Origin of the sequence: Limnohabitans sp. (genome assembly GCF_034680285.1) — a bacterium.
Classification (GTDB): Bacteria; Pseudomonadota; Gammaproteobacteria; order Burkholderiales; family Burkholderiaceae_C; genus Limnohabitans_A.
The window spans coordinates 69,209-90,862 of sequence record NZ_JAXITC010000010.1; the positions used below are offsets into that span (position 1 = coordinate 69,209).

A 21,654-nucleotide genomic window follows, 5' to 3' on the forward strand; every position below is an offset into this window, starting at 1 on the left:
TCATTTTGCCAATTTGGGCGCATTCGGCTTAGGGCCGAAGGATTGTTTGAGGCACTTGAAGCTCAGTTGCACGGCCCCTCGAAAAGCATAGGTAGAGCCCCTGCCCTGCGAGGCTCGAATCCGTCATGCCATCAGTATTCTGGGCGCACCATCTTGCAGCTGCTGGGCAAACGGGCTTGCTCGGCCTTGATCTGCCGCACCACCTTGAAGCCGTAACCCGAGCCTTCGACATCAAACGGCACGCCGGGTGTTCCTTGGCGCTGCATCACGCCCACCACCAAAGGCTGCTGAAATTGGTGGTCCTCAGCGCGCATGAAACCGGTTTGCCCGGCCATGCTGACGCGGGCTTTTTCAAGCGCCAGGGCCACAGCCACGGGCTCGGTACTGCCCGCTTTTTCCACCGCTTGGGCCAGGGCCTCGACCATCAGCTGCATGCGCACATGCACATAGTCCTCAGAAGGTTTGCTGAAACGTTGGCGGAACGATTGGTAAAACGCCTCGCTGGCCTTGCCCGGCACATTGGGCAGCCAGTCGGCCACCGCCATCACGCGGTCCACTCCGGCATCACCTAAGGCCGCAGGCGCACCCAATGCGTTGCCATAAAAGGTGTAGAACTTGCCTTCGTAGCCTGCCTCACGGGTCGACTTGACCAAGAGCGTGAGGTCATTGCCCCAGTTGCCGGTGATGACCGCTTGAGCCCCGCTGGCCTTGATCTTGGCGGCATAAGGCAAAAAGTCTTTCACTCGGCCCATGGGGTGCAGCTCATCGCCGACCACTTTCACATCAGGGCGTTGGTCAGCCAGCTGGCGTTTGGCTTCGCGCAGCACGGCTTGGCCAAAGCTGTAGTCCTGCCCGATCAGGTAAACCGACTTGATTTTTTTATCTTCGCGCAAGACCGTCATCAAGGCGGTCATGCGCATATCGGCGTGTGCGTCAAAGCGGAAGTGCCAAAAACTGCACTTCTCGTTCGTCAGCGCCGGGTCCACCGCCGAGTAGTTCAAAAACAGCACGCGCTTGCTCGGCTCGCGCTCGTTGTGTTTGTTGATGGCATCGATCAGGGCAGCGGCGTTGGCCGAGGAGTTGCCTTGCAGCACCACTTGTGCCCCGTCGTCGATGGCCGATTTGAGGGCAGACAAAGCCTCTTCACTTTGCCCCTTGCTGTCGTAGCGCTCCAGCACCATGGGGCGCGTGCCCTGCGCAGTCTTGACGCCGCCGCGTGCATTGACGCGCTCCACCGCCCAAGCGATGTTGCGCACCACCGCCTCACCCGTGTTGCCAAAGGGGCCACTCAGGCCTTCGATCAGCGCCAGCTTGATGGGGGCTGGCGATTGCGCCCCAGCGGGCGCCAAACAAAAAGCCGCAGCCAGCAAAACCAGCGCAGGACAGGAAGAGATCAAGGACAAACGCATATTAAATATAGAACCCGCGATGACACGGGTTAGGGCCGAAAGTCGCGCAGTTTAACGGCTCGGCTTAAACCAGTTCATGCAAAGGCCAGCGCGGTTTGACATCGAAGCTGTAGCGCACCTCGGCCACTTGTGCACCGGATTGCAAACGCATGGCGGCAGCCATGGCGATCATGGCGCCGTTGTCGGTGCACAGGTGCAGCTCGGGGTAATGCACGCGCACACCGGCTTTGGCACAGGAGGCATTGAGCTGGGCCCGCAGCTCGCGGTTGGCCCCCACGCCCCCGGCCACCACCAAACGTTTCATGCCACTGGCCTTGAGGGCATTCATGGATTTTTTGACCAGCACTTCCACAATGGCCGCCTGGGTCGATGCGGCCAAGTCGGCCCGCTCAGGTGCGCCTTCGGTGTGGGCGGCAGGGCCAATTTTTTGGCTTTGGGTGAGCACGGCGGTCTTGAGGCCCGCGAAAGAAAAATCAAAGTCTCCGCTGTGCAGCAGCGGGCGCGGTAACTTGTAGGCTGCAGGATTGCCTTGCTCGGCCAGACGCGATAGGCCCGGGCCACCCGGATAAGGCAAGCCCATGAGCTTGGCCGACTTGTCAAAGGCCTCGCCAGCGGCGTCGTCGATCGTCTCGCCCAGCAGCTCGTAGCGACCCACGCCATCCACACGCATCAACTGGGTGTGACCACCCGACACCAGCAAGGCGATGAAGGGAAATTCGGGGGGGTCGGCGCTCAAGAAGGGCGAGAGCAAATGGCCCTCAAGGTGGTGTACGCCCAAGACTGGCTTGCCCAAAGACGCGGCCAGTGCACAGGCCACGCCCGAGCCCACCAAGAGTGCCCCGGCCAGACCCGGCCCGCGGGTGTAGGCCACCACATCGACATCGCTCAAACTGACCCCAGCCTCGCTCATGACCTGGCGCGTGAGCGGCAACACCCGGCGTATGTGGTCGCGGCTGGCCAGTTCGGGCACCACGCCGCCGTAGGCTTGGTGCATCTCGATCTGGCTGTAAAGCGCATGCGACAAAAGGCGCGGCAAAGCCTCACCCGTGGTCTCTACCAAGGCCACGCCCGTCTCGTCGCAGGATGATTCGATACCCAAAATTCGCATAACAGGTAGTTTAAGCGGGGCATGGTCGCTCGCCCTGCCCTTGGCCATAATCCTTTGTGGGCACGACGCCCTCGTTGCTCCCACAACAGTCCCTCATTCAATACCCGCACCATGACCACTCTCCGACTGATTTCTTCCATGGCCACCAAGCCGCTGCTGGCCGATCTGGTGGCGCTGTACAAGGCGCAAGCCCCGGGTGTAGACATCCAAGTGGAGTCGGTCGGCGGCGTCGATGCCGCCAAGCGCGTGCAGGCGGGCGAAGCCTTTGACGGCGTGGTGCTGGCCAGCGACGCCATCGACAAACTGGCAGCCAGCGGCCATGTGCTGGCGGGCAGCCGCGCCGATCTGGTGCGCTCGGGCGTGGCGGTGGCCGTGCCTGCGGGCCAACCCGTGCCCGACATTTCGACCGAGGCCGCACTCAAGGCCGCCATCCTGGCCTCGCCCACGCTGGGCTATTCCACCGGCCCGAGCGGCGTGCAACTGGCCAAACAGTTCGAGGCCTGGGGCATTGCCGACACCCTCTTGCCGCGCATCGTGCAAGCCAAGCCCGGCGTGCCCGTGGGCTCGCTGGTGGCCCAGGGCGAGGTGGCACTGGGCTTTCAGCAGTTGAGCGAGATGCTGGGCGTGGCGGGCATCACCATCGTCGGCGGCCTGCCACCCGGAGTGGAAATCATCACCACGTTCTCAGGCTCGGTGGCCGCGACCTGCAGCCAGACGGACGCCATGCATGCGCTGCTGGCATTTTGGCAATCCCCCACTTGCGACGCGCTCAAACGGCAGCACGGCATGGCTCCGGCCTGAACGCCATACCCATATAACCATCAGTTAGATCGATTCCCGCACAATTGCAGGCATGGGAATCGGCCATTACATCAAAGACATCGGGCGCGGCAAAGACGGCGCACGAGCGCTGGGCCGTGAGCAGGCGGCGGACTTGATGGGCCAGATCCTCGACCAGCAAGTGAGCGACTTGGAACTGGGTGCGTTTTGCCTGGCCATGCGCATCAAAGGCGAGACGCCCGAAGAGATGGCGGGCTTTTTGGACGCGACCCACGCACGCCTGAACAAGGTCCAAACCCATCACGCCCCCACCGTGGTGCTGCCCAGTTACAACGGTGCACGCAAGCTGCCTGTGCTCACGCCTTTGCTGGCCCTGCTGCTGGCCCGCGAGGGTGTGGCGGTGGTGGTGCACGGCACGGCCACCGAAGACAAGCGGGTGAGCAGCCAAGCGGTGCTGGCCGGGCTGGGTGTGACGGCATGCAGCGCATCTGCCCAAGTAACAACCAAAGAAGTGGTGTTGGTGCCCACGGGTGCGCTGAACGCTGGCCTGGAAAAACTGCTGGCCGTGCGCCGGGTGGTGGGCTTGCGCAACCCCGGGCACAGCCTCGTCAAACTCATGAACCCCTGCGATAGCCCCGCCTTGGTGGTGGGCAGCTACACGCACCCAGAATATTTGCAGTCCATGTCGGCCACATTTGCGCTGACCGGGCAACACGCCCTGCTGCTGCGCGGCACCGAGGGCGAGCCCGTGGCCGACGCCCGGCGCACCCCGGCGATGGACGTTTTCAAAAGCGGCCAAACCCAGCGCGTGCAAGCGCAGCAAGAAGGCCCATTGGCCCAAGTGCCCGACCTGCCCGGAACCGATGCGGCGGCCACGGCGGCATACATCCAGCGGGTATTGCGCGGTGAATTGCCCGTGCCCGCCCCACTGGCGCTGCAAGTGCAGCACATCCTGCACGAGGTGAAGCCATGAGCACGCACACATCAGGCCGCTGCACGTTGGTGGGCGCAGGCCCGGGCGACCCGGAGTTGCTCACGCTCAAAGCCGTCCGCGCGATTGCCAGCGCCACCGTGCTGCTGGTGGACGATTTGGTCAACGACGCGGTGCTGGCCCATGCCTCGCCCACCGCCCGCATCGTGCACGTGGGCAAACGCGGTGGCTGCAAAAGCACGCCACAGGCCTTCATCGACAAGCTGATGATCACGGCCGTGCAAGAAGGTGAGCATGTGGTGCGGCTCAAAGGGGGCGACCCGTTTATCTTTGGTCGGGGTGGTGAAGAGGTTGAACACCTGCGCGCCGCAGGCATTGAGGTGGAGGTGGTCAACGGCATCACCTCGGGCCTGGCGGGCATGAGCAGCCTGGGCGCGCCGCTGACGCACCGCGAGCACGCGCACGGCGTGGTGTTTGTGACGGGCCACGCCAAACCCGGTGACACGGGCACCGACTGGGTGCAGCTGGCCCACACCGCCCACCAAGCCAAGCTGACGCTGGTGATCTACATGGGTGTGAGCAGTCTGGCACACATTTGCCAAGGCTTGCTCAGCGGTCTGCCTGCCCACACGCCCGTGGCCGTGGTGCAAAACGCCAGCTTGCCCACACAGCGCCAAGCCCTGACCACCCTGGAGGGGTTGGTGGCCACCGTGCAAAACGAAGACTTGCACAGCCCCAGCATCATCGTGGTGGGCGATGTGGTGCAAGGTGCACGGGCATGGCAACCTCAGGACTTGGACGCTGCACAAAGACAAGCTTGACCCACCCACCTGACCCCAAGGCCCAACCCACTAAACTCCCCAGTATGAATACATGGGACGTTGTGATTGTGGGTGCCGGGGCTGCCGGCTTGTTTTGTGCCGGTGTCGCAGGCCAACGCGGTCTGAAAGTGCTGGTGCTGGACCACCGCGACAAGCTGGCAGAAAAGATCCGCATTTCGGGCGGGGGACGTTGCAACTTCACCAACCGCTTGCTGGATGCATCGGCACCGCAAAAACACTTCATCGGCCAAAACCCCCACTTTTGCCGCTCTGCCCTGTCGCGTTACACACCGCAAGACTTCATTGACTTGGTGCAAAAACACGGCATTGCCTTTCACGAAAAGCACAAAGGCCAGTTGTTTTGCGACCACTCGGCCGAAGACATCATCCGGATGCTGTTGGCCGAGTGCCATGCAGGTGGCGTGACGCTGCGCAGCAGCTGTGGCGTGCAAGCGGTTCGCCACCTGGCCGATGGCCGCTATGAACTGGACACGGCACAAGGACCGCTGCAAACACGCTCATTGGTAGTGGCCACCGGCGGCTTGTCTATTCCCAAAATCGGGGCCACGGGCTGGGGTTATGAGGTGGCCACGCAATTTGGACTGCGCTTGGTCGAGCGCCGACCGGGCCTGGTGCCTTTGACGTTTGACGGCGCCGCCTGGGCACCTTATGCCGAGCTGGCGGGCCTGGCCTTGCCCGTCGGCATCAGCACGGGCGAGAAAAAAGCCCGCATGCAGTTTGACGAAGACTTGCTGTTCACCCACCGGGGATTGTCAGGGCCGGGCGTGCTGCAAATTTCAAGCTATTGGCAAGAGGGCAGCCCCATCCGTTTGAATCTGGCTCCCGAAGTGAACCTGCCCGAGCGTTTGCAGGAAGCCAAGCTGCGCTCCAAAAAACTGCTGGGCAACGAGCTGTCGGCGTTGGTGCCCGGCCGTCTGGCCGAGGCCTGGGTCAGCCAAGATACGGCTTTGCAACGCACCTGCGCCGAAGTGCCCGACAAAGCCTTGAACAAGCTGGCCGAGGCGCTGTCCAGCTGGACGCTCACGCCGACAGGCAGCGAAGGCTACAAAAAAGCCGAAGTGACGCTGGGCGGGGTCGACACGCGTGACCTGTCTTCGCAGACCATGGAGTCCAAACAGCCGGGCTTGTACTTCATCGGTGAAGTGGTTGACGTGACCGGCTGGCTGGGCGGCTACAACTTCCAATGGGCGTGGGCCAGTGGCCATGCCTGCGCCCAGGCGTTGCCGACAGCAGTCAGTAATTGAACCTCCGCCCTAACTGCAAAAACAGGTTGTAGGAACTGCCAGAGCCTCTGGCAGCCCCGAAGTAGATGTCACCGATTTTGCTGTCCACCGCAACAAAGACCGTGCCGCTGTAGCGCCAACGCATCGCATCCGTTTTGTACCAAGCGTCGCCGGCCTCCAGCACCGTGCCGACATAGGTTTTTTGCTTGAACAGACCGCCATCGGTCAAACGGTACATGTAGGTGGTTTGCAAGTGCGCCAGTTGGTCACCGGCCAATTGCCCCATGCGGTAAGCCCCCATGTTTTGAAAACCACCCAAAATCAACTGACTGGGTGAGCGGCAGTTGTCACAGTCGAGCGTGACGCGGTCTTGTGCCAGATTCAGCCCCAAATTGACAATATGCGGCCCCACCGAATGGGCCCATTTGGCGGTCAAGCGACCACCGCTGTAGCGGGAGCCCGAGATCCCTTGTTCCAGACTGGCCCCCAGAAAGTAGCCCCGCGTCGGAAAGCTCAGGGAGTCGAGCTGGTCGATCTGAAACTGTGTCTTGATGCCTTTGTATTTCACCAAGTCGGTGCTGGACGACTGGCTGTCCGTCAAATCGGTCGTGGTGTCAAAGGTTCTGCGAATGGCACTGGATGTGATGCCCAACTTGATGTTCGCCTTGCGCTCAAAGTCATAGACCAATTGCGCATCCACGCTCTGCACAGTCTGGTTGAAATAGGCCAACTTCTGGGTGCCCTCCTCTTCCCTGAAAATGGCACTTCGGTACAAAGGCAAGTAGTTGCGGTCCCAAGAGGCACCGGCTTCGACACTCCAGCCTCGCGACAAGGGTTGGTACAGACGAGCGGCCAATTCAGACTGCGTGCCCAAGCGGGCATCCAGAGAGAACTCCAGACCCGAAGGGGTCAACCAAGGCCGCCTGTAACCAAAGCCCGCCGTGAATTGCGTGATGCCGTCGACTTCGGCAGAAAAGCCCAACGTGCTCTTGAAAAAATGGGGGCTGTACGGTTTTTCACGAACCTTGACGATCAGTTTGTAGCGCTCGCCCCGCTGCTGCTCCAGGGTGTAACTGACCAAATCGAAATAACCGCTGGTGTACAGCTCATCCATGTAACGCTCGGCCTGCTGGGCAGAAAACTCCTGACCCAACAGGGGCGCGAGCATGGCTTGGATATAGCTTTCCGACACATCCTTGTGGCCTTGCGCTTCGATGGCCACGATGCGTTTTTCCCGCTGGTCAAACGACAGGCGCGTGGTGGTGGCCGGCAAGGGCTGCGCTGCATTTGCAGCACTCAACGCCGCCAGTCGGTCTTGCACCAAACCAACCGCCTGCTGGCCACGCTGAACGATTTCGGTGGCACGGTTGAAATCGGCAAAGCCGATGTCCTGCACCACGGGCTGAACCAGCACATCACCGGGGCGCAACAGGGCCAGGTTCCGTTTCTCGTTTTGACGAATCAGGATGTCCAGCATCCGGTTGGCCACCACCAGCGCGTGGCTGGCCTCTTCTGTTTTATCCTCGCCGGCCCCAGCACCCAAAAACGAGGCCACGATCACATCGGCCCCCTCGAGCAGCGCCACTTCAATTGGCAAATTGGCGACCAAGCCACCATCGACATACGTCTCGCCATCGACTTCCACCGGGGCAAAAACTGCGGGGGCCGCCATGCTGGCACGGATGGCCAGGTGCAAAGCACCTTGATCAAACACCTTCATCTCGCCATCGCGGTAGCGCGTGGCCACGGCACGAAACGGGATTTTCAAATTATTGAAGTGGACATTCGGTGGCACATGTGCCGTCAAGGCTTGCAGAAGCGCCAGAAACCGCTGGCCATCGCTCACGCCCCGCGCAAAGCTGACGCCGCCATCCTTGATGCCGAACTCCAACTCAACCGGGTATTTCTGTTGGTAGGCCCGGGTGCGCGAGGGCAACTCCAGCCGATTGAGTTGGTCCAGCGCCACTGTGGATGGGTCAAGCCCCCCCACCATGCGTTCGATCTCGTCGGTACTCATGCCGCTGGCATACAAGCCCCCCACGACAGCCCCCATGCTGGTGCCCACAATGCGGGCGATGGGAATGCCATCCCGCTCCAGCTGCCGCAGGACGGCCAAGTGCGCAAAGCCCTTGGCACCACCCCCAGCAAGAACCACCACCACCGAGGGGGCTGGTGATGGCACGACCAACGCTGACTGCCCCCAGCACCAAGGGCTCATCAAAGCCAAAACAAGAGCGGCCAAGGGGTGTATTCGGGTCAGGTGGCTGGGCGAATGGGTTAAAAATGGCTTCATTTGTGTTGCATTTTAGGTATTCGCCCCGCTGCCAGTGCTGAAGGTACATAGACCGTCAACCGACCCGTTGGAACATTTGGCCCAAGTTGCATGGAGAACGCACAAAGTCGCCCCGCACCATTTCTGCAGGCGCTATAATCTCAGGCTTTGCTGGCAAATCCCCCGTCTGCCAAATACTAGTTCGTGACGGGGAACCGCCGAAACTGGGTTTCAAGGGCCCGATCTCCCTTGCTTCCGCAGCCGGCACATTTTTGGAAAATTTGATTCAATGACCACCATCCGCGTGAAAGAAAACGAGCCGTTTGACGTTGCCCTGCGTCGCTTCAAGCGCACCATCGAGAAACTCGGCCTGCTGACAGACCTGCGTGCCCGCGAGTTCTACGAAAAGCCAACGACCGAGCGCAAGCGCAAAAAATCAGCCGCCGTGAAGCGCCACTACAAGCGTGTGCGCAGCATGCAGTTGCCCAAGAAGATGTATTGATCTTCCTTTTTGCTTGACCTGATCCAGGTCTGCAAACAAGCCCGCTAGAGGACGCTCAGGCGGGCTTTGTCATTTGTACCCATCCACATTCATCCCGGGAGCCTCTCATGAGCCTGAAAGAACAGATCACCGAAGACATGAAAACCGCCATGCGGGCCAAAGACGCCGAACGTCTGGGCACCATCCGTTTGTTGCTGTCGGCCATGAAGCAAAAAGAAGTGGACGAGCGCATTGAGCTCGACGATGTGGCCGTCGTGGCCATCGTCGACAAGTTGATCAAACAGCGGAAAGACTCGATCGCTGCTTTTGAACAAGCAGCACGCCAGGACTTGGCCGACAAGGAAAAGGCCGAAATGGCCGTGCTCTTGGCGTACCTGCCCGCACGCATGTCGGCCGAGGAAGTCACAGCCGCCGTGCAAGCCATCGTGGCCGAGCTGGGCGCCAAAGGCCCAGGCGACATGGGCAAAGTCATGGGCGCCGTCAAAGCCCAACTGTCTGGCAAGGCCGACATGGGTCAGGTGTCGGCAGCCGTCAAGGCGGCCCTGGCGGGCTGATGCCTCCAGGGGTTAGGCCTGCAAAATCAGCGCAGCCCCGGCCACCGCCATCACCGCCCCGCCCCATGCCCCCCAGGCCGGGCGGCGGCGGTACACGGCCCACAAAAGTGGCAGCAACAAGATCGGGGTGAGCGACGAGAAAATACCCACCAGATTCGCCTGCCCGGTGTGCAGCGCCTGCAAGATCAAGGTCATGCCCAGCGCCATGGCCACGGCCGCACTGGCCCAGGTGTTGAACAGGGTTTTGGCATTCAAGGGGTTTTGCACTTGGGCCACCTTCGCCCCAGCCCAGAGCAGCGCCAGATGCGCCATAAAGCTGGCGCTGGTGCGCACCGCAGATGCAGCCACCGCATCCACCCCCGAGGCCATCAAGGGCTTGATCATCAAGGTGGCCACCGACTGGCACACCGCCGCCAGCAGGCCCAGTAAAACACCCGTCATCAAAGAGCCACGCGTGTTTTCCCAAGCATGTGTTTCACTCTCGCGTCGGCCCCACACAATGGCCACCATCACACCCGAGACCAGCAAACCACCCCCCACCAAGGTCCAGCCCCAGAGGGTTTCGCCCAGGAACAACCAAGCCAGCAAGGTGGAAAAAATCGAGTGTGTGGCAAACACCACACCACTGCGGCGCGGCCCCAGCCGGTTCATGCAGGCAAACAGCGCGGTGTCGCCGATGAAGATGCCAATGAAGCCGGACAAGGCCAGCAGGGCCACATTCGCGCTGTCGAGCGTGCGCCACTGCCCGGTGAACAGCGCCAGCGTCCACAGCAGGGTCAGCGCAAAAAACAAGCGCCAGCGCGTAAATGCGAACGCGCCCATGCGGCTGGAAGCAGCGGCAGAAAACAAACTGCCCACCGCCCACGACAAGGCGGCCAGAGCCGCCAAGAGTTCAGCCTGCACAGCGCAGCACCCCTTAACTGCCAGCCAGTTTCATGCGATTGACCAAAATGGAGCCCGTCGATTTGGCCCCCATGTTGTAGGTGTCAGCGCCCACAGCTTCGATGCCCATGAGCATGTCTTTGAGGTTGCCTGCGATGGTGATCTCGTGCACCGGGTAGGCGATCTGGCCGTTCTCCACCCAAAAACCACTGGCACCGCGTGAATAGTCACCCGTCACGTAGTTCACGCCCTGGCCCATCAACTCGATGACAAACAGGCCCGTGCCCAGCTTTTGCAACATGGCGTCGAGGTCGTCGGTGGACTGCGTTAGACGTGAAGTCAGCGATAAGTTATGAGAGCCGCCCGCATTGCCGGTGGTCTTCATGCCCAGTTTGCGGGCCGAGTAGCTGCTCAAAAAATAACCTTCGACACGGCCACCTTTGACCACCTGACGACGTGCCGAGCGCACGCCCTCGTCGTCAAAAGGCGAGCTGCCTTTGCCCCTCAGCACAAACGGGTCCTCTTCGATGTCGATGTGCTTGGGAAATACCTTTTTGCCCAAGGAGTCCAGCAAGAAGCTGCTCTTGCGGTAAAGCGCCCCGCCGCTGACGGCTTGCACAAAACCACCCAACAAACCTGCGGCAACGGGCGATTCAAACAACACAGGGCACTCGGTCGTGGCAATCTTGCGCGCACCCAAGCGCGACAACGCCCGCTCCGCGGCATAACGCCCCACCGCCTCAACCGAGGCCAGTTCATCGGCTGAGCGCATCGAGGTGTACCAAGCATCACGCTGCATTTCGGCGTTGCGACCGGGCAGCTTGGCAATGGGCGCCACCGATACGCTGTGACGCGAGCTGGCATAACCACCACGAAAACCGTGGGTGTGGGCACTGAAAAAATGGCTTTGCTGGGCGGACACGGCCGCGCCGTCGCTGTTGGTGATGCGGCGGCTGGTCTTCAGGGCGGCGGCTTCGCACTGCAATGCAATACGGGCGGCTTCTTCGCTGTTGATGGCCCAGGGGTGGAACAAATCCAGATCGCGGTGGTTCGTTTCAATGTCGGCCTCGTCGGGCAGCCCGGCTGTCGGGTCTTCGGCGGTGAAGCGGGCGATGTCGTAGGCGGCTTGCACCGTGCGCTCGATCGCTGCCTTGGAAAAGTCGGAGGTGCTTGCGTTGCCACGGCGGTGGTCCACGTAGACGGTCACACCCAGCGACTTGTCGCGGTTGCGCTCGACGTTTTCCAACTCGCCCTTGCGCACGCTGACCGACAGGCCGCAACCTTCAGACGCTTCGGCCCCGGCGTTGGTAGCGCCCAGTTTTTTGGCGTGGTGCAATGCAATGTCGACCAGCTCTTCAAAATGGTCACGCGAGTAGCTGAAGCCGTCGTGGGCATGCGCATGGGAGGCGGTGGCAGGGGTGTTTTTTTTCACGGAACTTTTCACGGAAGTGTTCTCAAAAAAAATGGCGGGCGCTGGGCCCGCAGTGGCCGCTATGATACTTGCCACCTAGCCCCAGCGCTGCATCTGAAAACGAGTTCCCCCAGTCATGTCCCGTAAACCCAAAAAAGGCTATTTCGTCCGCGGTCAGTTTGTTGCCGAAGGCAGCGAGCTTGACTTGGAGTACAAGCGCGAGCTCAAAGGTGGCTTCGATGGCCCCAGCCGCACCGAACTCAAGCGAGAAAGCACCGAACTGCAAGAACTGGGCACAGATTTGCTGACCCTCCGACGCGACCTGATGGAGGGTCTGTCCCTGCCCGACAAACTGGTCGATGGCCTGGCCGAAGCCAAGCGCATCACCAACTTTGAAGGCAAGCGCCGCCAGATGCAGTTCATCGGCAAGCAAATGCGCCTGCTCAGCCCCGAGACCCTACAAGCTGTGCGCGAAGCCCTCGACATCCAGCGCCTGGGCAGCGCCAAAGACACCCAAGCCCTGCACTTGGCGGAAGCGTGGCGAGACCGCCTGATCGCCGACGATGCGGCCGTGAACGAATGGATTTCGCACTATCCACAAACCGACATCCAACAGCTGCGCGCCTTGGTTCGTCAGGCCCGAAAAGACGCTGTGCCTGTGACCAATGCCGCCGTCTCGCAAGGCTTGGCCCCGCGCCAAGGCCGCGCTTACCGTGAACTGTTTAAATTGGTTCGCAGCGTGCTCACGGGCGGCGAGAGTGACAACACCCCTGACGAGGAAGCTGATGATGAGTGAAACCCAGTTTGACCCGGTCAAGATCGGCATCGTGTCCATCAGTGACCGGGCCAGCACGGGCGTTTACGAAGACAAAGGCTTGCCCGCGCTGCAAGACTGGTTGACCCGTGCCCTGCACAACCCCATCACTTTCGAGCCGCGCCTGATTCCCGATGAAAAAGACCGCATCAGCGCCACCTTGATCGAGCTGGTCGATGCCGGTTGCAGCCTGGTGCTGACCACCGGCGGCACGGGCCCTGCCCTGCGCGACGTGTCCCCCGAAGCCACGCTGGCTGTGGCCGACAAGGAAATGCCCGGCTTTGGTGAGCAAATGCGCCAGATCAGCCTGAAATTTGTACCGACGGCGATTTTGTCGCGCCAAGTCGCCGTCATTCGGGGCCAGAGCCTGATCATCAACTTGCCCGGGCAGCCCAAGTCGATTGCCGAAACACTCGAAGGCCTGAAAGACGCCGATGGCAAAGCCGTGGTGCACGGCATTTTTGCAGCAGTACCTTATTGCGTCGATTTGATTGGCGGGCCCTATATGGAAACCCGTGACGAGGTCTGCAAGGCGTTTCGCCCAAAAACAGCCATTCGGCCCACGCATCAAAGTTAATCAGCGCCGCACTTCGGTATAATCCTGTTTTTTCGGCAAGAGCGACAGCAGCACCTCCGGCTAGACCACCGCCATCAGCGCAATACCCCCATGTGGGCAGGTCACCGTTCCGCAAGGACTGCATTCCAAATGTTCGCCCTCCATCTTGCCATTGCAGATTTGACGCCCATGTAGGGTGTTGATCTGTGTCTTTACCCACGCCCGCGCCGGGATGTATTTGGCGCTGACTGTGTCCGTTTCCTTGTCTGTTTTGATGTTCCGAGGTGCTCATGCCTGCTCAAAAGTCGAAGAAGCCTGCCCAGGCCGCTGCCAAAGCCAAACCCGTTGCCAAGACCGCTGTTGCCAAAAAAGCCCCCGCGCCCGTCGCCAAGCCCAAGGCCAGCAGCCCTGTGACTGCCAAAGTACCAGCCAAAAAGCCCGCCCCTGTGGTGAGCAAGGCCAAAGCGCCTGCCAAGCTTGCAGCGCCAGCTGCAGCCAAAACGGCATCGAAAGCTACCGCCAAGCCAGCAGCAAAAGCAGTCACAAGCCAAGTCAACGCAACGAAAAGTCCGGCCTCTCCTGTCAAGCCTGTGAAGAAAGCCGCATCTGTGCCCGCTAAGAAATCTGAAGTAACCGACAAGAAAACCACCCCCAAAGCCAAAGAAGCTGTGGTCGAGATAGAAGTCAAAAAACCTGTCAAAGCAGCCAAGACGTCAGCACCCGCTGAAGACAAAAAGCCCGCTGCCAAAAAAGTCGTGACCGGTGCCAAGCGTGGCCCGAAGAAAAAAGGCAGCATCGCCGAGCCGAGCCTCGAAGATGAACTTGAAATAGAAGCCGATCTGGAAGGCGAACCTGTCGTAGACGCAGGCTCGGATTCGACCGAAAAGGTCAAGCCCCTGCGCATGAAGATCAGCAAGGCCAAAGAACGCGCCTTGATGAAGGAATTTGGCCTGGACGAAACCGTCCTGACCGAAGCCGAAATGAAACAGCGCCGCGACCGCTTGAAGGCACTGATCAAGCTCGGCAAAACACGCGGCTACCTCACCAACGGCGAAATCAGCGACCACTTGCCCGACAAACTGGTCGATGCCGAAACGCTGGAAGTGGTGATTGCCACCCTGAACGACTTGGGTGTCGCGGTGTACGAGCAAACGCCCGACGCCGAAAGCCTGATCATCACCGATAACGCGCCCACCGGCTCGACCGAAGAGGAAGCAGAAGAAGCCGCCGAAGCCGCCCTGTCCACCGTGGACAGCGAATTTGGCCGCACCACCGATCCCGTCCGCATGTACATGCGTGAAATGGGCACCGTGGAACTGCTGACCCGCGAAGGCGAAATCGAAATTGCCAAGCGCATCGAAGGCGGCTTGATGGACATGATGGCCGCGATCAGCGCGTCCCCTGCCACCATCGCCGAAATCTTGCGCATGGCCAACGAAATCCGCGAAGGCAAGGTTGTGATCTCCACCGTGGTGGACGGTTTCGCCAACCTGAACGAAGCCGATGACTACGTGGCCGAAGAAGATTTCGACGAATTTGACGAAGCCGACGATGACGATGGCAAAGGCGGCTCCAAAGCCCTGACCAAGAAGCTCGAAGAGCTGAAAAATCAGGCATTGGAGCGCTTTGACCGCATCACCGAATACTTTGAAAAAGTGCACAAGGTGTACGACAAAGAAGGCTGGGGCACACCTGCTTACATCAAGGTCCAGTCCGCCCTGTCCGAAGAGCTGATGACCATCCGTTTCACGGCCAAGACCATCGAGAAGTTATGCGACATGGTGCGCGGCCAAGTGGACGATGTGCGCAAAAAAGAACGCGAGTTGCGCCGCATCATCGTGGACAAGTGCGGTTACCCACAGGACAACTTCATTGCCGATTTCAGCGGCCGCGATAAGAACGGCAAGCGTGTGGAGTCGCAGTTGCTCAACCTCAAGTGGATTGAAAAACAAGCCGCTGCTGGTAAGAGCTGGAGTGCCGTCATGGGCCGCAACATCCCGCCTGTGCAAGACCTGCAGCAAAAGCTGATGGACTTGCAATCGCAGGTGGTGGTGCCCTTGGATGAACTCAAAGACATCAACAAGCGCATGAACGCAGGTGAGCGCTCGTCACGCGATGCCAAGAAAGAGATGATCGAGGCCAACTTGCGCCTGGTGATCTCGATCGCCAAGAAGTACACCAACCGCGGCCTGCAGTTCCTGGACTTGATCCAAGAAGGCAACATCGGTTTGATGAAGGCGGTGGACAAGTTCGAATACCGCCGTGGCTACAAGTTCTCGACCTACGCGACTTGGTGGATCCGTCAGGCCATCACCCGCTCCATTGCAGACCAGGCCCGCACGATCCGCATCCCGGTGCACATGATCGAGACGATCAATAAGATGAACCGCATCTCGCGTCAGCACTTGCAGGAATTCGGCTTTGAGCCCGATGCCTCCATCCTGGCCGAGAAGATGGAGATTCCGGAAGACAAGATCCGCAAGATCATGAAGATCGCCAAAGAGCCAATCTCCATGGAAACGCCGATCGGTGACGACGACGACAGCCATTTGGGTGACTTCATCGAAGACAGCACGCACACTGCGCCCATCGACGCGGCATTGCAAGCGGGTCTGCGTGATGTGGTCAAAGACATCTTGGACAGTCTCACGCCCCGCGAAGCCAAAGTGCTGCGCATGCGTTTCGGCATCGAGATGTCCACCGACCACACTTTAGAAGAAGTGGGCAAGCAGTTTGACGTGACCCGCGAACGCATCCGCCAGATCGAAGCCAAGGCGCTGCGCAAGCTCAAACACCCCAGCCGCTCAGACAAGCTGCGCAGTTTCATCGACACGATGTAAGTCAAGCAGTCTGCAAAAACCAAAGCCTCCTTGCTGCAAAGCAAGGAGGCTTTTTTTGCGCTCAAAACCTATTGAGGTTCAAAGCGCCTTTGGCCTGACTGCCCGGCTGTTGAGCCAGGGCATCATCCATCTCAAACCATGCGAAACATCTCAGCTCGTCGCTCAAACACTTCGACCATGGCCTTGCGCAGGCCCTGAACCACCTGGGGATCTGTTTGAGCCAGCAACTCATCGCCACTGAGTTTTCCAGCATAGTAGGCACGCGCATGATCGAGCAATTGCATGCTGGCCGGTATGCCCAACGATTTCACCAAATAACTGGCCACCGGTGAGTGGCGCGTATCGTGAACGGACTCGGCCGATCGCCCCGTTTCCAGCAAATCCATGACGATTTCCTCTTGGCGATCTCGTGCTTGGTAAGGGTTGGCAATGTGCGGGAGGTAATTTTCAAATTGAATCGGGAAATCCATCTTGCCCGGCAATTTGCCCATGATAGAAGACAAAGAAACTTCTTCACCCAAGCTCAGGGACAAGGATTCAAGCAAAGTGATGGACACCAACTTGAGACGCAAATAAAGCCTTGCCACTTCCAGATTGCGCAAGGTCAAATCCAGTCGGCGCTGATGCTCTTCAGTCGAGGGCTCATCAGCAAACTGTCTGAACACAGCGGCCGGTTGCAAGAAACCCAAGAAACCTTCCATCTTTTGCAAAGAAATGCGGTAGCCCTTGACGGTGTAAGTGTTGGTGCTGACCAGATCATGGTTGGTCTCGGGGATCAAGTTCCAAGTGTTGTTCAAGAACTCTGAGGGGTGTTCACTGGCGAAATTGCCAATGTCACGGTTGGCCACCCGAACACCCATAAGGATGGTGTCCAAACAGGCTGCATCGTCCAGACCCAACGCATGGTTTTGGTTCGCCTGCTTCAAGCGTTCAAGCAAGAGTTGTGAACAGCTCTTGCCATCCGGCTGCGGACCGCGAAATGGCACTGTCGCCTCAATGCATGCGGCAATCTGTGCGCACACCGGTTTAGACAGAACGCCTTCCAAGACACGAACAGCCAATAAGGCACTGAGGAACTCATTGAGGCCCGCGAAGGGCGACAAAACTTGCCCTCTCGCAAAGCCAAACAGTGTCATCACCATCTCCAAGTCTTGCGCGGGTGCATCGTCCATCGGATCGATCACCAAACCTTTGTCAGTCTCGCGGACATAGGGCGCGACATAGCGTGCCAAGTTCACATGGATACCGGAATCCACTTGGGCATACACGAGGTCATGGAAAAGGGCCGCTACGACTTCCACGGGCGCTCCACCGGCGCCGACTTCGAAGATATGTTCTGGCGTGTGGAATGACCGCCATGGCCCCGTCATCGACTGAATGATCAATTCGGCCATGCTCTCGAGGCGAGGCGATGCAGAGTCCCCCCCCAAGGCTGCCACTGCGCTTTTAAGCTCAGCATGACATTTGGAGATGTAATGTTGTGGATCCATGGGGTCTGTTACCTGAAGAAGTTTGCCCCATTTTAGCTTTGCTGTAGAAGGGAGGCTCAACAGCCGCTCCAGCGAGGGGAGCCTAGAGACTGCGCAAGGACATTAGAGCCAAAGCCAAAAGGCCAATTAAAGAGGCCATCAACGCGATTGGGCTTTGTTACCGTAGGGGCAATGGTTGGGGCGAGGCCCCACCTGGGGGTGCAAACGGCATGTGTTGGGCCGCTTGTCGTAAACGGTACAGCGACGCGTTTTGGCGTCGAGCAAATGGCAGTCACCACTGGCACGCCGCGCCAAACTGAAGATGCTGTTTTTAAAATTAAAGTGGTCAATCAAGCCCGCTTTGCTCAGGCGCTTGGCGATCTGCTTGGGGTCATCGTGCTCGGCCTCAAATGGATCGACCATGCCCAGCCGCACCAAATCGGCCATCTTGACCTCGACCGGCATGGTGCAGCAGTTGGCCGCACAGGTGTCGCACAAACCCGCTTTGTAGCGGGTCCAAGTTTCACAACGGTCAACGTCAACAACGGCAATGGGGGATCTCATGCGAGAGATTATCCCCGCATGCGCCTCAGCCCTTCTTGGCCACCAGCGTCAGGATGTCGTAGCTGGCCACAACCTCGCCCAGCTGGTTGGTCACTTCCACGTCCCAAGCGACCACGCCTTGGCCCACGCCGTTGGCGTCTTTTTTGTTGCGGTCGATCTTGCGCTTGGCCGTCAGTCGGGCCTGGATGGTGTCGCCAATGCCCACGGGCTTGACGAAGCGCAGGGTGTCGAGGCCGTAGTTGGCCAGCACCGGGCCAGGCGCAGGCGAAACAAACAAACCCGCCGCAGCAGACAACACGAAGTAACCGTGCGCGATGCGCTTGCCAAATGGCGAGTCTTTGGCGGCGATTTCGTCGAAGTGCATGTAGAAATAGTCGCCCGACAGGCCGCCAAAGGCCACGATGTCGGCCTCGCCCACGGTGCGGCGGTGGGTGAGCAAGCTCTCGCCAATTTGCAGGTCTTCAAAATGGCGGCGGAAGGGGTGGACTTCGGTCTCGATCAGTTTGGCGCCGCGCATGTATTCGCCCGTGACGGCGGCGATCATGGTGGGCGAGCCTTGCAGCGCGGTGCGTTGCATCAGGTGCTTGACGGCGCGGATGCCACCCAGCTCTTCACCGCCGCCTGCGCGGCCGGGGCCACCGTGTTTGAGCGGCGGCAGGGGCGAGCCGTGGCCGGTCGATTCGACCGCCGATTCGCGGTCGAGGATGTGCAAGCGGCCGTGCAAGGCGGCGGCCACCGGAATCACGCGGGCCGCGATTTGCGGGTCTTTGGTGACCAGCGTGCCGACCAAGCTGCCTTGGCCGCGTGCGGCCAGTTGCAGGGCTTCGTCAATGCCGTCATACGCCATGAGCGTGCTGACTGGGCCAAAGGCTTCCACGTCGTGCACGCTGTCGGTTTGTAGCGGCTTTTGGCACAGCAGCAGCGTGGGCTGGAAGAAGGCGCCGCCTTCGACGCCCTGCCCCACGGGATTGAAATCAACGCCGCCGCCAAACACCAGCTCGGCGCTTTGGCACAGCAATGCCACACGCTCGGCCACGTCGGCTTGTTGCGAATGGGAGGCCAGCGCCCCCATCTTCACGCCTTCGACCGACGGGTCGCCCACCACCACTTTGGCCAAACGGGCCTTGAGCTTTTCAGCGACAGCATCGAGGTGCTGGCGTGGCACGATGGTGCGGCGGATCGCGGTGCACTTCTGGCCCGCCTTTACGGTCATCTCGCGGGCGACTTCTTTCACAAACAAATCAAACTCTTCGTCATCGGGCGTCACATCGGGCGCGAGGATGGCGCAGTTGAGCGAGTCGGCTTCTGCATTAAAGGGGATGCTGTGCTTGACCACATTGGGGTGCACACGCAGCATGGCGGCGGTGTCGGCCGAGCCGGTGAAGGTGACCACGTCTTGGCCATTCAGGCGGTCGAGCAGGTCACCCGTGGAGCCGATCACCAGCTGGAGCGAACCGGCAGGCAAGATGCCCGATTGCTCGACCAAACGCACCATGGCTTCGGTCAGGTAGCTGGTGGATGAAGCGGGTTTGCCGATGCAAGGCATGCCGGCCAAGAAACTGGGCGCGAACTTTTCCAAGAGGCCCCAGATGGGGAAATTGAAGGCGTTGATGTGCACCGCGATGCCGCCACGCGGCACCAAGATGTGCGTGCCCGCAAAGCCGCCTTTTTTTCCCAATGGGAAGGCCGGGCCTTCGTGGATCAGGTTGCCACTGGGCAGCTCGTTGCTGCCCATGCCCGAATAGGCAAACAGCGTGCCCGCGCCGCCTTCGATGTCCACCCAGCTGTCAGCGCGTGTCGCGCCTGTGTGGGCCGAGATGGCGTAAAGCTGCTCTTTGTGCTCACCCAGGTATTTGGCCAGGGCCTTCAGGCGCTGAGCGCGTTCTTGAAAATCCAGCTTGAGCAAATTGGGCAGGCCCACGGTGCGGGCGTAGTGCACCGCGTCACCAAAATCAATCGCCTCGGCATGGGTTTGGAATACCGTGGCACCGTTGATGGCGCTGCGCAAGTTTTGCGCGCCTTGCTGGCCGATCCATTGGCCACCGATGAAACTTTGCAGGACTTGGGACATGGGAAGACGCTTTCTGTGAGGTTCAAACCCGTTCTGGAAGAATTAACCAACCGATCGGTCGGGGAATTTTAGTCGCTTTGTCAGCCTCACCACCGGACCAGTTCCCCTAGGGTTTTCACCCGTCAACAAGTCCATGAAGATGGATTTGCCAAATTAATATGCATGCATATAATCTCTTCACTTTTTAACTTCATTGGCTGGAGCCTGCATGAGCAATGCATCGTCTCAACTCCCCGTCATCGTCGCGGGCGGTGGCATTGGCGGCTTGGCCGCCGCCCTGGCTTTGGTACGTCAGGGCTTTCAGGTCACTGTGCTCGAACAAGCCCCCGAAATCGGCGAGATCGGCGCAGGCATCCAGCTCGGCCCCAACGCTTTTCACGCCTTTGACGCTTTGGGCATTGGCGACAAGGCCCGAGGCCGTGCGGTGTACACCGATTACATGGTGATGCACGACGCGATCGACGAGTACCAAGTCGGCAAGATCCCCACCGATGAAAAGTTCCGCCAACGCTTTGGCAACCCTTACGCCGTGATCCACCGCGCCGATGTGCATTTGTCACTGCTCGAAGGCGCGCGTGATACCGGCCAGGTGCAGTTCCACACCAGCACGCGGGTGGTGCGCATTGAGCAAGACGACGCGGGCGTGACCGTGTGGGACCAAAACGGCAAGGCTTTTCAAGGCTGCGCTTTGATTGGGGCCGATGGCGTGAAGTCGGTGGTGCGCGAGCAATTTGTGGGCGACCCGGCCCGCGTGACCGGCCATGTGGTGTACCGCGCCGTGGTCGACAAAAAAGACTTTCCCGAAGACCTGCAATGGAACGGTGCGGCCATCTGGGTCGGCCCCAACTGCCACTTGGTGCATTACCCCCTGCGTGGCGGTGAGCAGTACAACGTGGTGGTGACCTTTCACAGCCGCCAGCAAGAAGAATGGGGCGTGACCGAAGGCAGCAAGGAAGAAGTGCAAAGTTACTTCCAGGGCATTTGCCCCAAAGCGCGCCAGTTGATCGACCTGCCCAAAACCTGGAAGCGCTGGGCCACCGCCGACCGCGAGCCGATTGGCCAATGGACCTATGGCCGCGTGACCCTGCTGGGCGACGCAGCCCACCCCACCACGCAGTACATGGCGCAAGGCGCTTGCATGGCCATGGAAGACGCCGTGACTTTGGGCGAAGCCCTGCGCACGCACCACAACGATTGGCCCAAGGCGCTGGACATGTACCAACGCGCCCGTGTGGCCCGCACGGCGCGCATTGTGTTGTCGAGCCGCGAGATGGGCCGCATCTACCACGCCAAAGGCGTGGAGCGCCTGGTGCGCAATGACCTGTGGCGCGGCCGCAGCCCCGAGCGCTTTTATGATGCGATGGAGTGGCTGTATGGCTGGAACGTGGGCAACTGCCTCGACGCAGCAAAACTCAAGGCATAACAG

The 21,654-nt window shown here is 60.1% G+C and carries 19 protein-coding genes; 10 read left to right on the forward strand and 9 right to left on the reverse strand.

What is annotated here, in order from left to right:
• Positions 1-131: 131 nt before the first annotated feature.
• Both SWE17_RS09740 and tsaD read right to left on the reverse strand, forming a co-directional pair.
• Entirely contained in the window at positions 132-1,409 is a 1,278-nt protein-coding gene (locus SWE17_RS09740) for a branched-chain amino acid ABC transporter substrate-binding protein (protein WP_322992905.1), read from the reverse strand.
• A gap of 64 nt (positions 1,410-1,473) precedes the next feature.
• Positions 1,474-2,517: a tRNA (adenosine(37)-N6)-threonylcarbamoyltransferase complex transferase subunit TsaD gene (gene tsaD / locus SWE17_RS09745; RefSeq protein WP_322992906.1), complete on the reverse strand. Its 1,044-nt coding sequence runs from the start codon at positions 2,515-2,517 to the stop codon at positions 1,474-1,476.
• A gap of 111 nt (positions 2,518-2,628) precedes the next feature.
• Between tsaD and SWE17_RS09750 the strand changes: the two genes are divergently transcribed.
• Genes SWE17_RS09750 through SWE17_RS09765 form a run of 4 tightly spaced genes read left to right on the forward strand, consistent with a single transcriptional unit; the run spans position 2,629 to position 6,314 of the window.
• Entirely contained in the window at positions 2,629-3,318 is a 690-nt protein-coding gene (locus SWE17_RS09750; RefSeq protein WP_322992907.1) for a substrate-binding domain-containing protein, read from the forward strand.
• 52 nt (positions 3,319-3,370) lie between these two features.
• Positions 3,371-4,270, forward strand: coding sequence for a DNA-binding protein YbiB (gene ybiB / locus SWE17_RS09755; RefSeq protein WP_322992908.1), 900 nt, complete (start codon positions 3,371-3,373; stop codon positions 4,268-4,270).
• Positions 4,267-5,049, forward strand: coding sequence for a uroporphyrinogen-III C-methyltransferase (gene cobA / locus SWE17_RS09760; RefSeq protein WP_322992909.1), 783 nt, complete (start codon positions 4,267-4,269; stop codon positions 5,047-5,049). The genes ybiB and cobA overlap by 4 nt, the downstream gene beginning before the upstream one ends.
• A gap of 44 nt (positions 5,050-5,093) precedes the next feature.
• Positions 5,094-6,314, forward strand: a complete 1,221-nt coding sequence (locus tag SWE17_RS09765; RefSeq protein WP_322992910.1) for an NAD(P)/FAD-dependent oxidoreductase — start codon at positions 5,094-5,096, stop codon at positions 6,312-6,314.
• On the opposite strand, the gene SWE17_RS09770 is transcribed toward SWE17_RS09765, so the two are convergent.
• Entirely contained in the window at positions 6,304-8,535 is a 2,232-nt protein-coding gene (locus SWE17_RS09770) for a patatin-like phospholipase family protein (RefSeq protein ID WP_322992911.1), read from the reverse strand. The genes SWE17_RS09765 and SWE17_RS09770 overlap by 11 nt on opposite strands.
• Positions 8,536-8,854: 319 nt before the next feature.
• Between SWE17_RS09770 and rpsU the strand changes: the two genes are divergently transcribed.
• Together rpsU and SWE17_RS09780 are read left to right on the forward strand one after the other, a co-directional pair.
• The gene (gene rpsU / locus SWE17_RS09775) at positions 8,855-9,067 is read left to right on the forward strand and encodes a 30S ribosomal protein S21 (protein WP_019428257.1); all 213 of its coding nucleotides are present in this window, start codon (positions 8,855-8,857) and stop codon (positions 9,065-9,067) included.
• A gap of 107 nt (positions 9,068-9,174) precedes the next feature.
• Positions 9,175-9,621: a GatB/YqeY domain-containing protein gene (locus SWE17_RS09780; protein ID WP_322992912.1), complete on the forward strand. Its 447-nt coding sequence runs from the start codon at positions 9,175-9,177 to the stop codon at positions 9,619-9,621.
• Positions 9,622-9,633: 12 nt separating this feature from the next.
• Here SWE17_RS09780 and SWE17_RS09785 read toward each other — a convergent pair whose 3' ends face one another.
• Together SWE17_RS09785 and pmbA are read right to left on the reverse strand one after the other, a co-directional pair.
• Positions 9,634-10,524 (reverse strand): DMT family transporter, encoded by an 891-nt coding sequence (locus tag SWE17_RS09785; RefSeq protein ID WP_322992913.1) that lies wholly within the window; start codon positions 10,522-10,524, stop codon positions 9,634-9,636.
• 13 nt (positions 10,525-10,537) lie between these two features.
• A complete protein-coding gene (gene pmbA / locus SWE17_RS09790; RefSeq protein ID WP_416235002.1) occupies positions 10,538-11,935 on the reverse strand; it encodes a metalloprotease PmbA in 1,398 nt (465 codons plus the stop codon).
• A gap of 115 nt (positions 11,936-12,050) precedes the next feature.
• On the opposite strand from pmbA, the gene yjgA reads away from it, so the two are divergent.
• Positions 12,051-12,710, forward strand: coding sequence for a ribosome biogenesis factor YjgA (gene yjgA / locus SWE17_RS09795; RefSeq protein WP_322992915.1), 660 nt, complete (start codon positions 12,051-12,053; stop codon positions 12,708-12,710).
• A complete protein-coding gene (gene mog, locus SWE17_RS09800; protein ID WP_322992916.1) occupies positions 12,703-13,305 on the forward strand; it encodes a molybdopterin adenylyltransferase in 603 nt (200 codons plus the stop codon). Before yjgA ends, mog begins: the two co-directional genes overlap by 8 nt.
• A gap of 277 nt (positions 13,306-13,582) precedes the next feature.
• Here mog and SWE17_RS09805 read toward each other — a convergent pair whose 3' ends face one another.
• Positions 13,583-13,828: a hypothetical protein gene (locus SWE17_RS09805; RefSeq protein ID WP_322992917.1), complete on the reverse strand. Its 246-nt coding sequence runs from the start codon at positions 13,826-13,828 to the stop codon at positions 13,583-13,585.
• On the opposite strand from SWE17_RS09805, the gene rpoD reads away from it, so the two are divergent.
• Positions 13,734-16,124, forward strand: coding sequence for an RNA polymerase sigma factor RpoD (rpoD, locus tag SWE17_RS09810; protein ID WP_416235004.1), 2,391 nt, complete (start codon positions 13,734-13,736; stop codon positions 16,122-16,124). The two genes, SWE17_RS09805 and rpoD, sit on opposite strands and share 95 nt — an antisense overlap.
• Before the next feature lie 131 nt (positions 16,125-16,255).
• Here rpoD and SWE17_RS09815 read toward each other — a convergent pair whose 3' ends face one another.
• From SWE17_RS09815 to paaZ, 3 genes are all read right to left on the reverse strand, one after another.
• Complete coding sequence (locus SWE17_RS09815; RefSeq protein WP_322992919.1) at positions 16,256-17,518, reverse strand: hypothetical protein; 1,263 nt, start codon at positions 17,516-17,518, stop codon at positions 16,256-16,258.
• A gap of 234 nt (positions 17,519-17,752) precedes the next feature.
• Positions 17,753-18,157 (reverse strand): YkgJ family cysteine cluster protein, encoded by a 405-nt coding sequence (locus SWE17_RS09820; protein WP_019426986.1) that lies wholly within the window; start codon positions 18,155-18,157, stop codon positions 17,753-17,755.
• Positions 18,158-18,182: 25 nt separating this feature from the next.
• A complete protein-coding gene (gene paaZ / locus SWE17_RS09825; protein ID WP_322992920.1) occupies positions 18,183-20,228 on the reverse strand; it encodes a phenylacetic acid degradation bifunctional protein PaaZ in 2,046 nt (681 codons plus the stop codon).
• Positions 20,229-20,436: 208 nt separating this feature from the next.
• On the opposite strand from paaZ, the gene SWE17_RS09830 reads away from it, so the two are divergent.
• Positions 20,437-21,651, forward strand: coding sequence for a 3-hydroxybenzoate 6-monooxygenase (locus tag SWE17_RS09830; protein WP_322992921.1), 1,215 nt, complete (start codon positions 20,437-20,439; stop codon positions 21,649-21,651).
• Positions 21,652-21,654 lie beyond the last annotated feature (3 nt).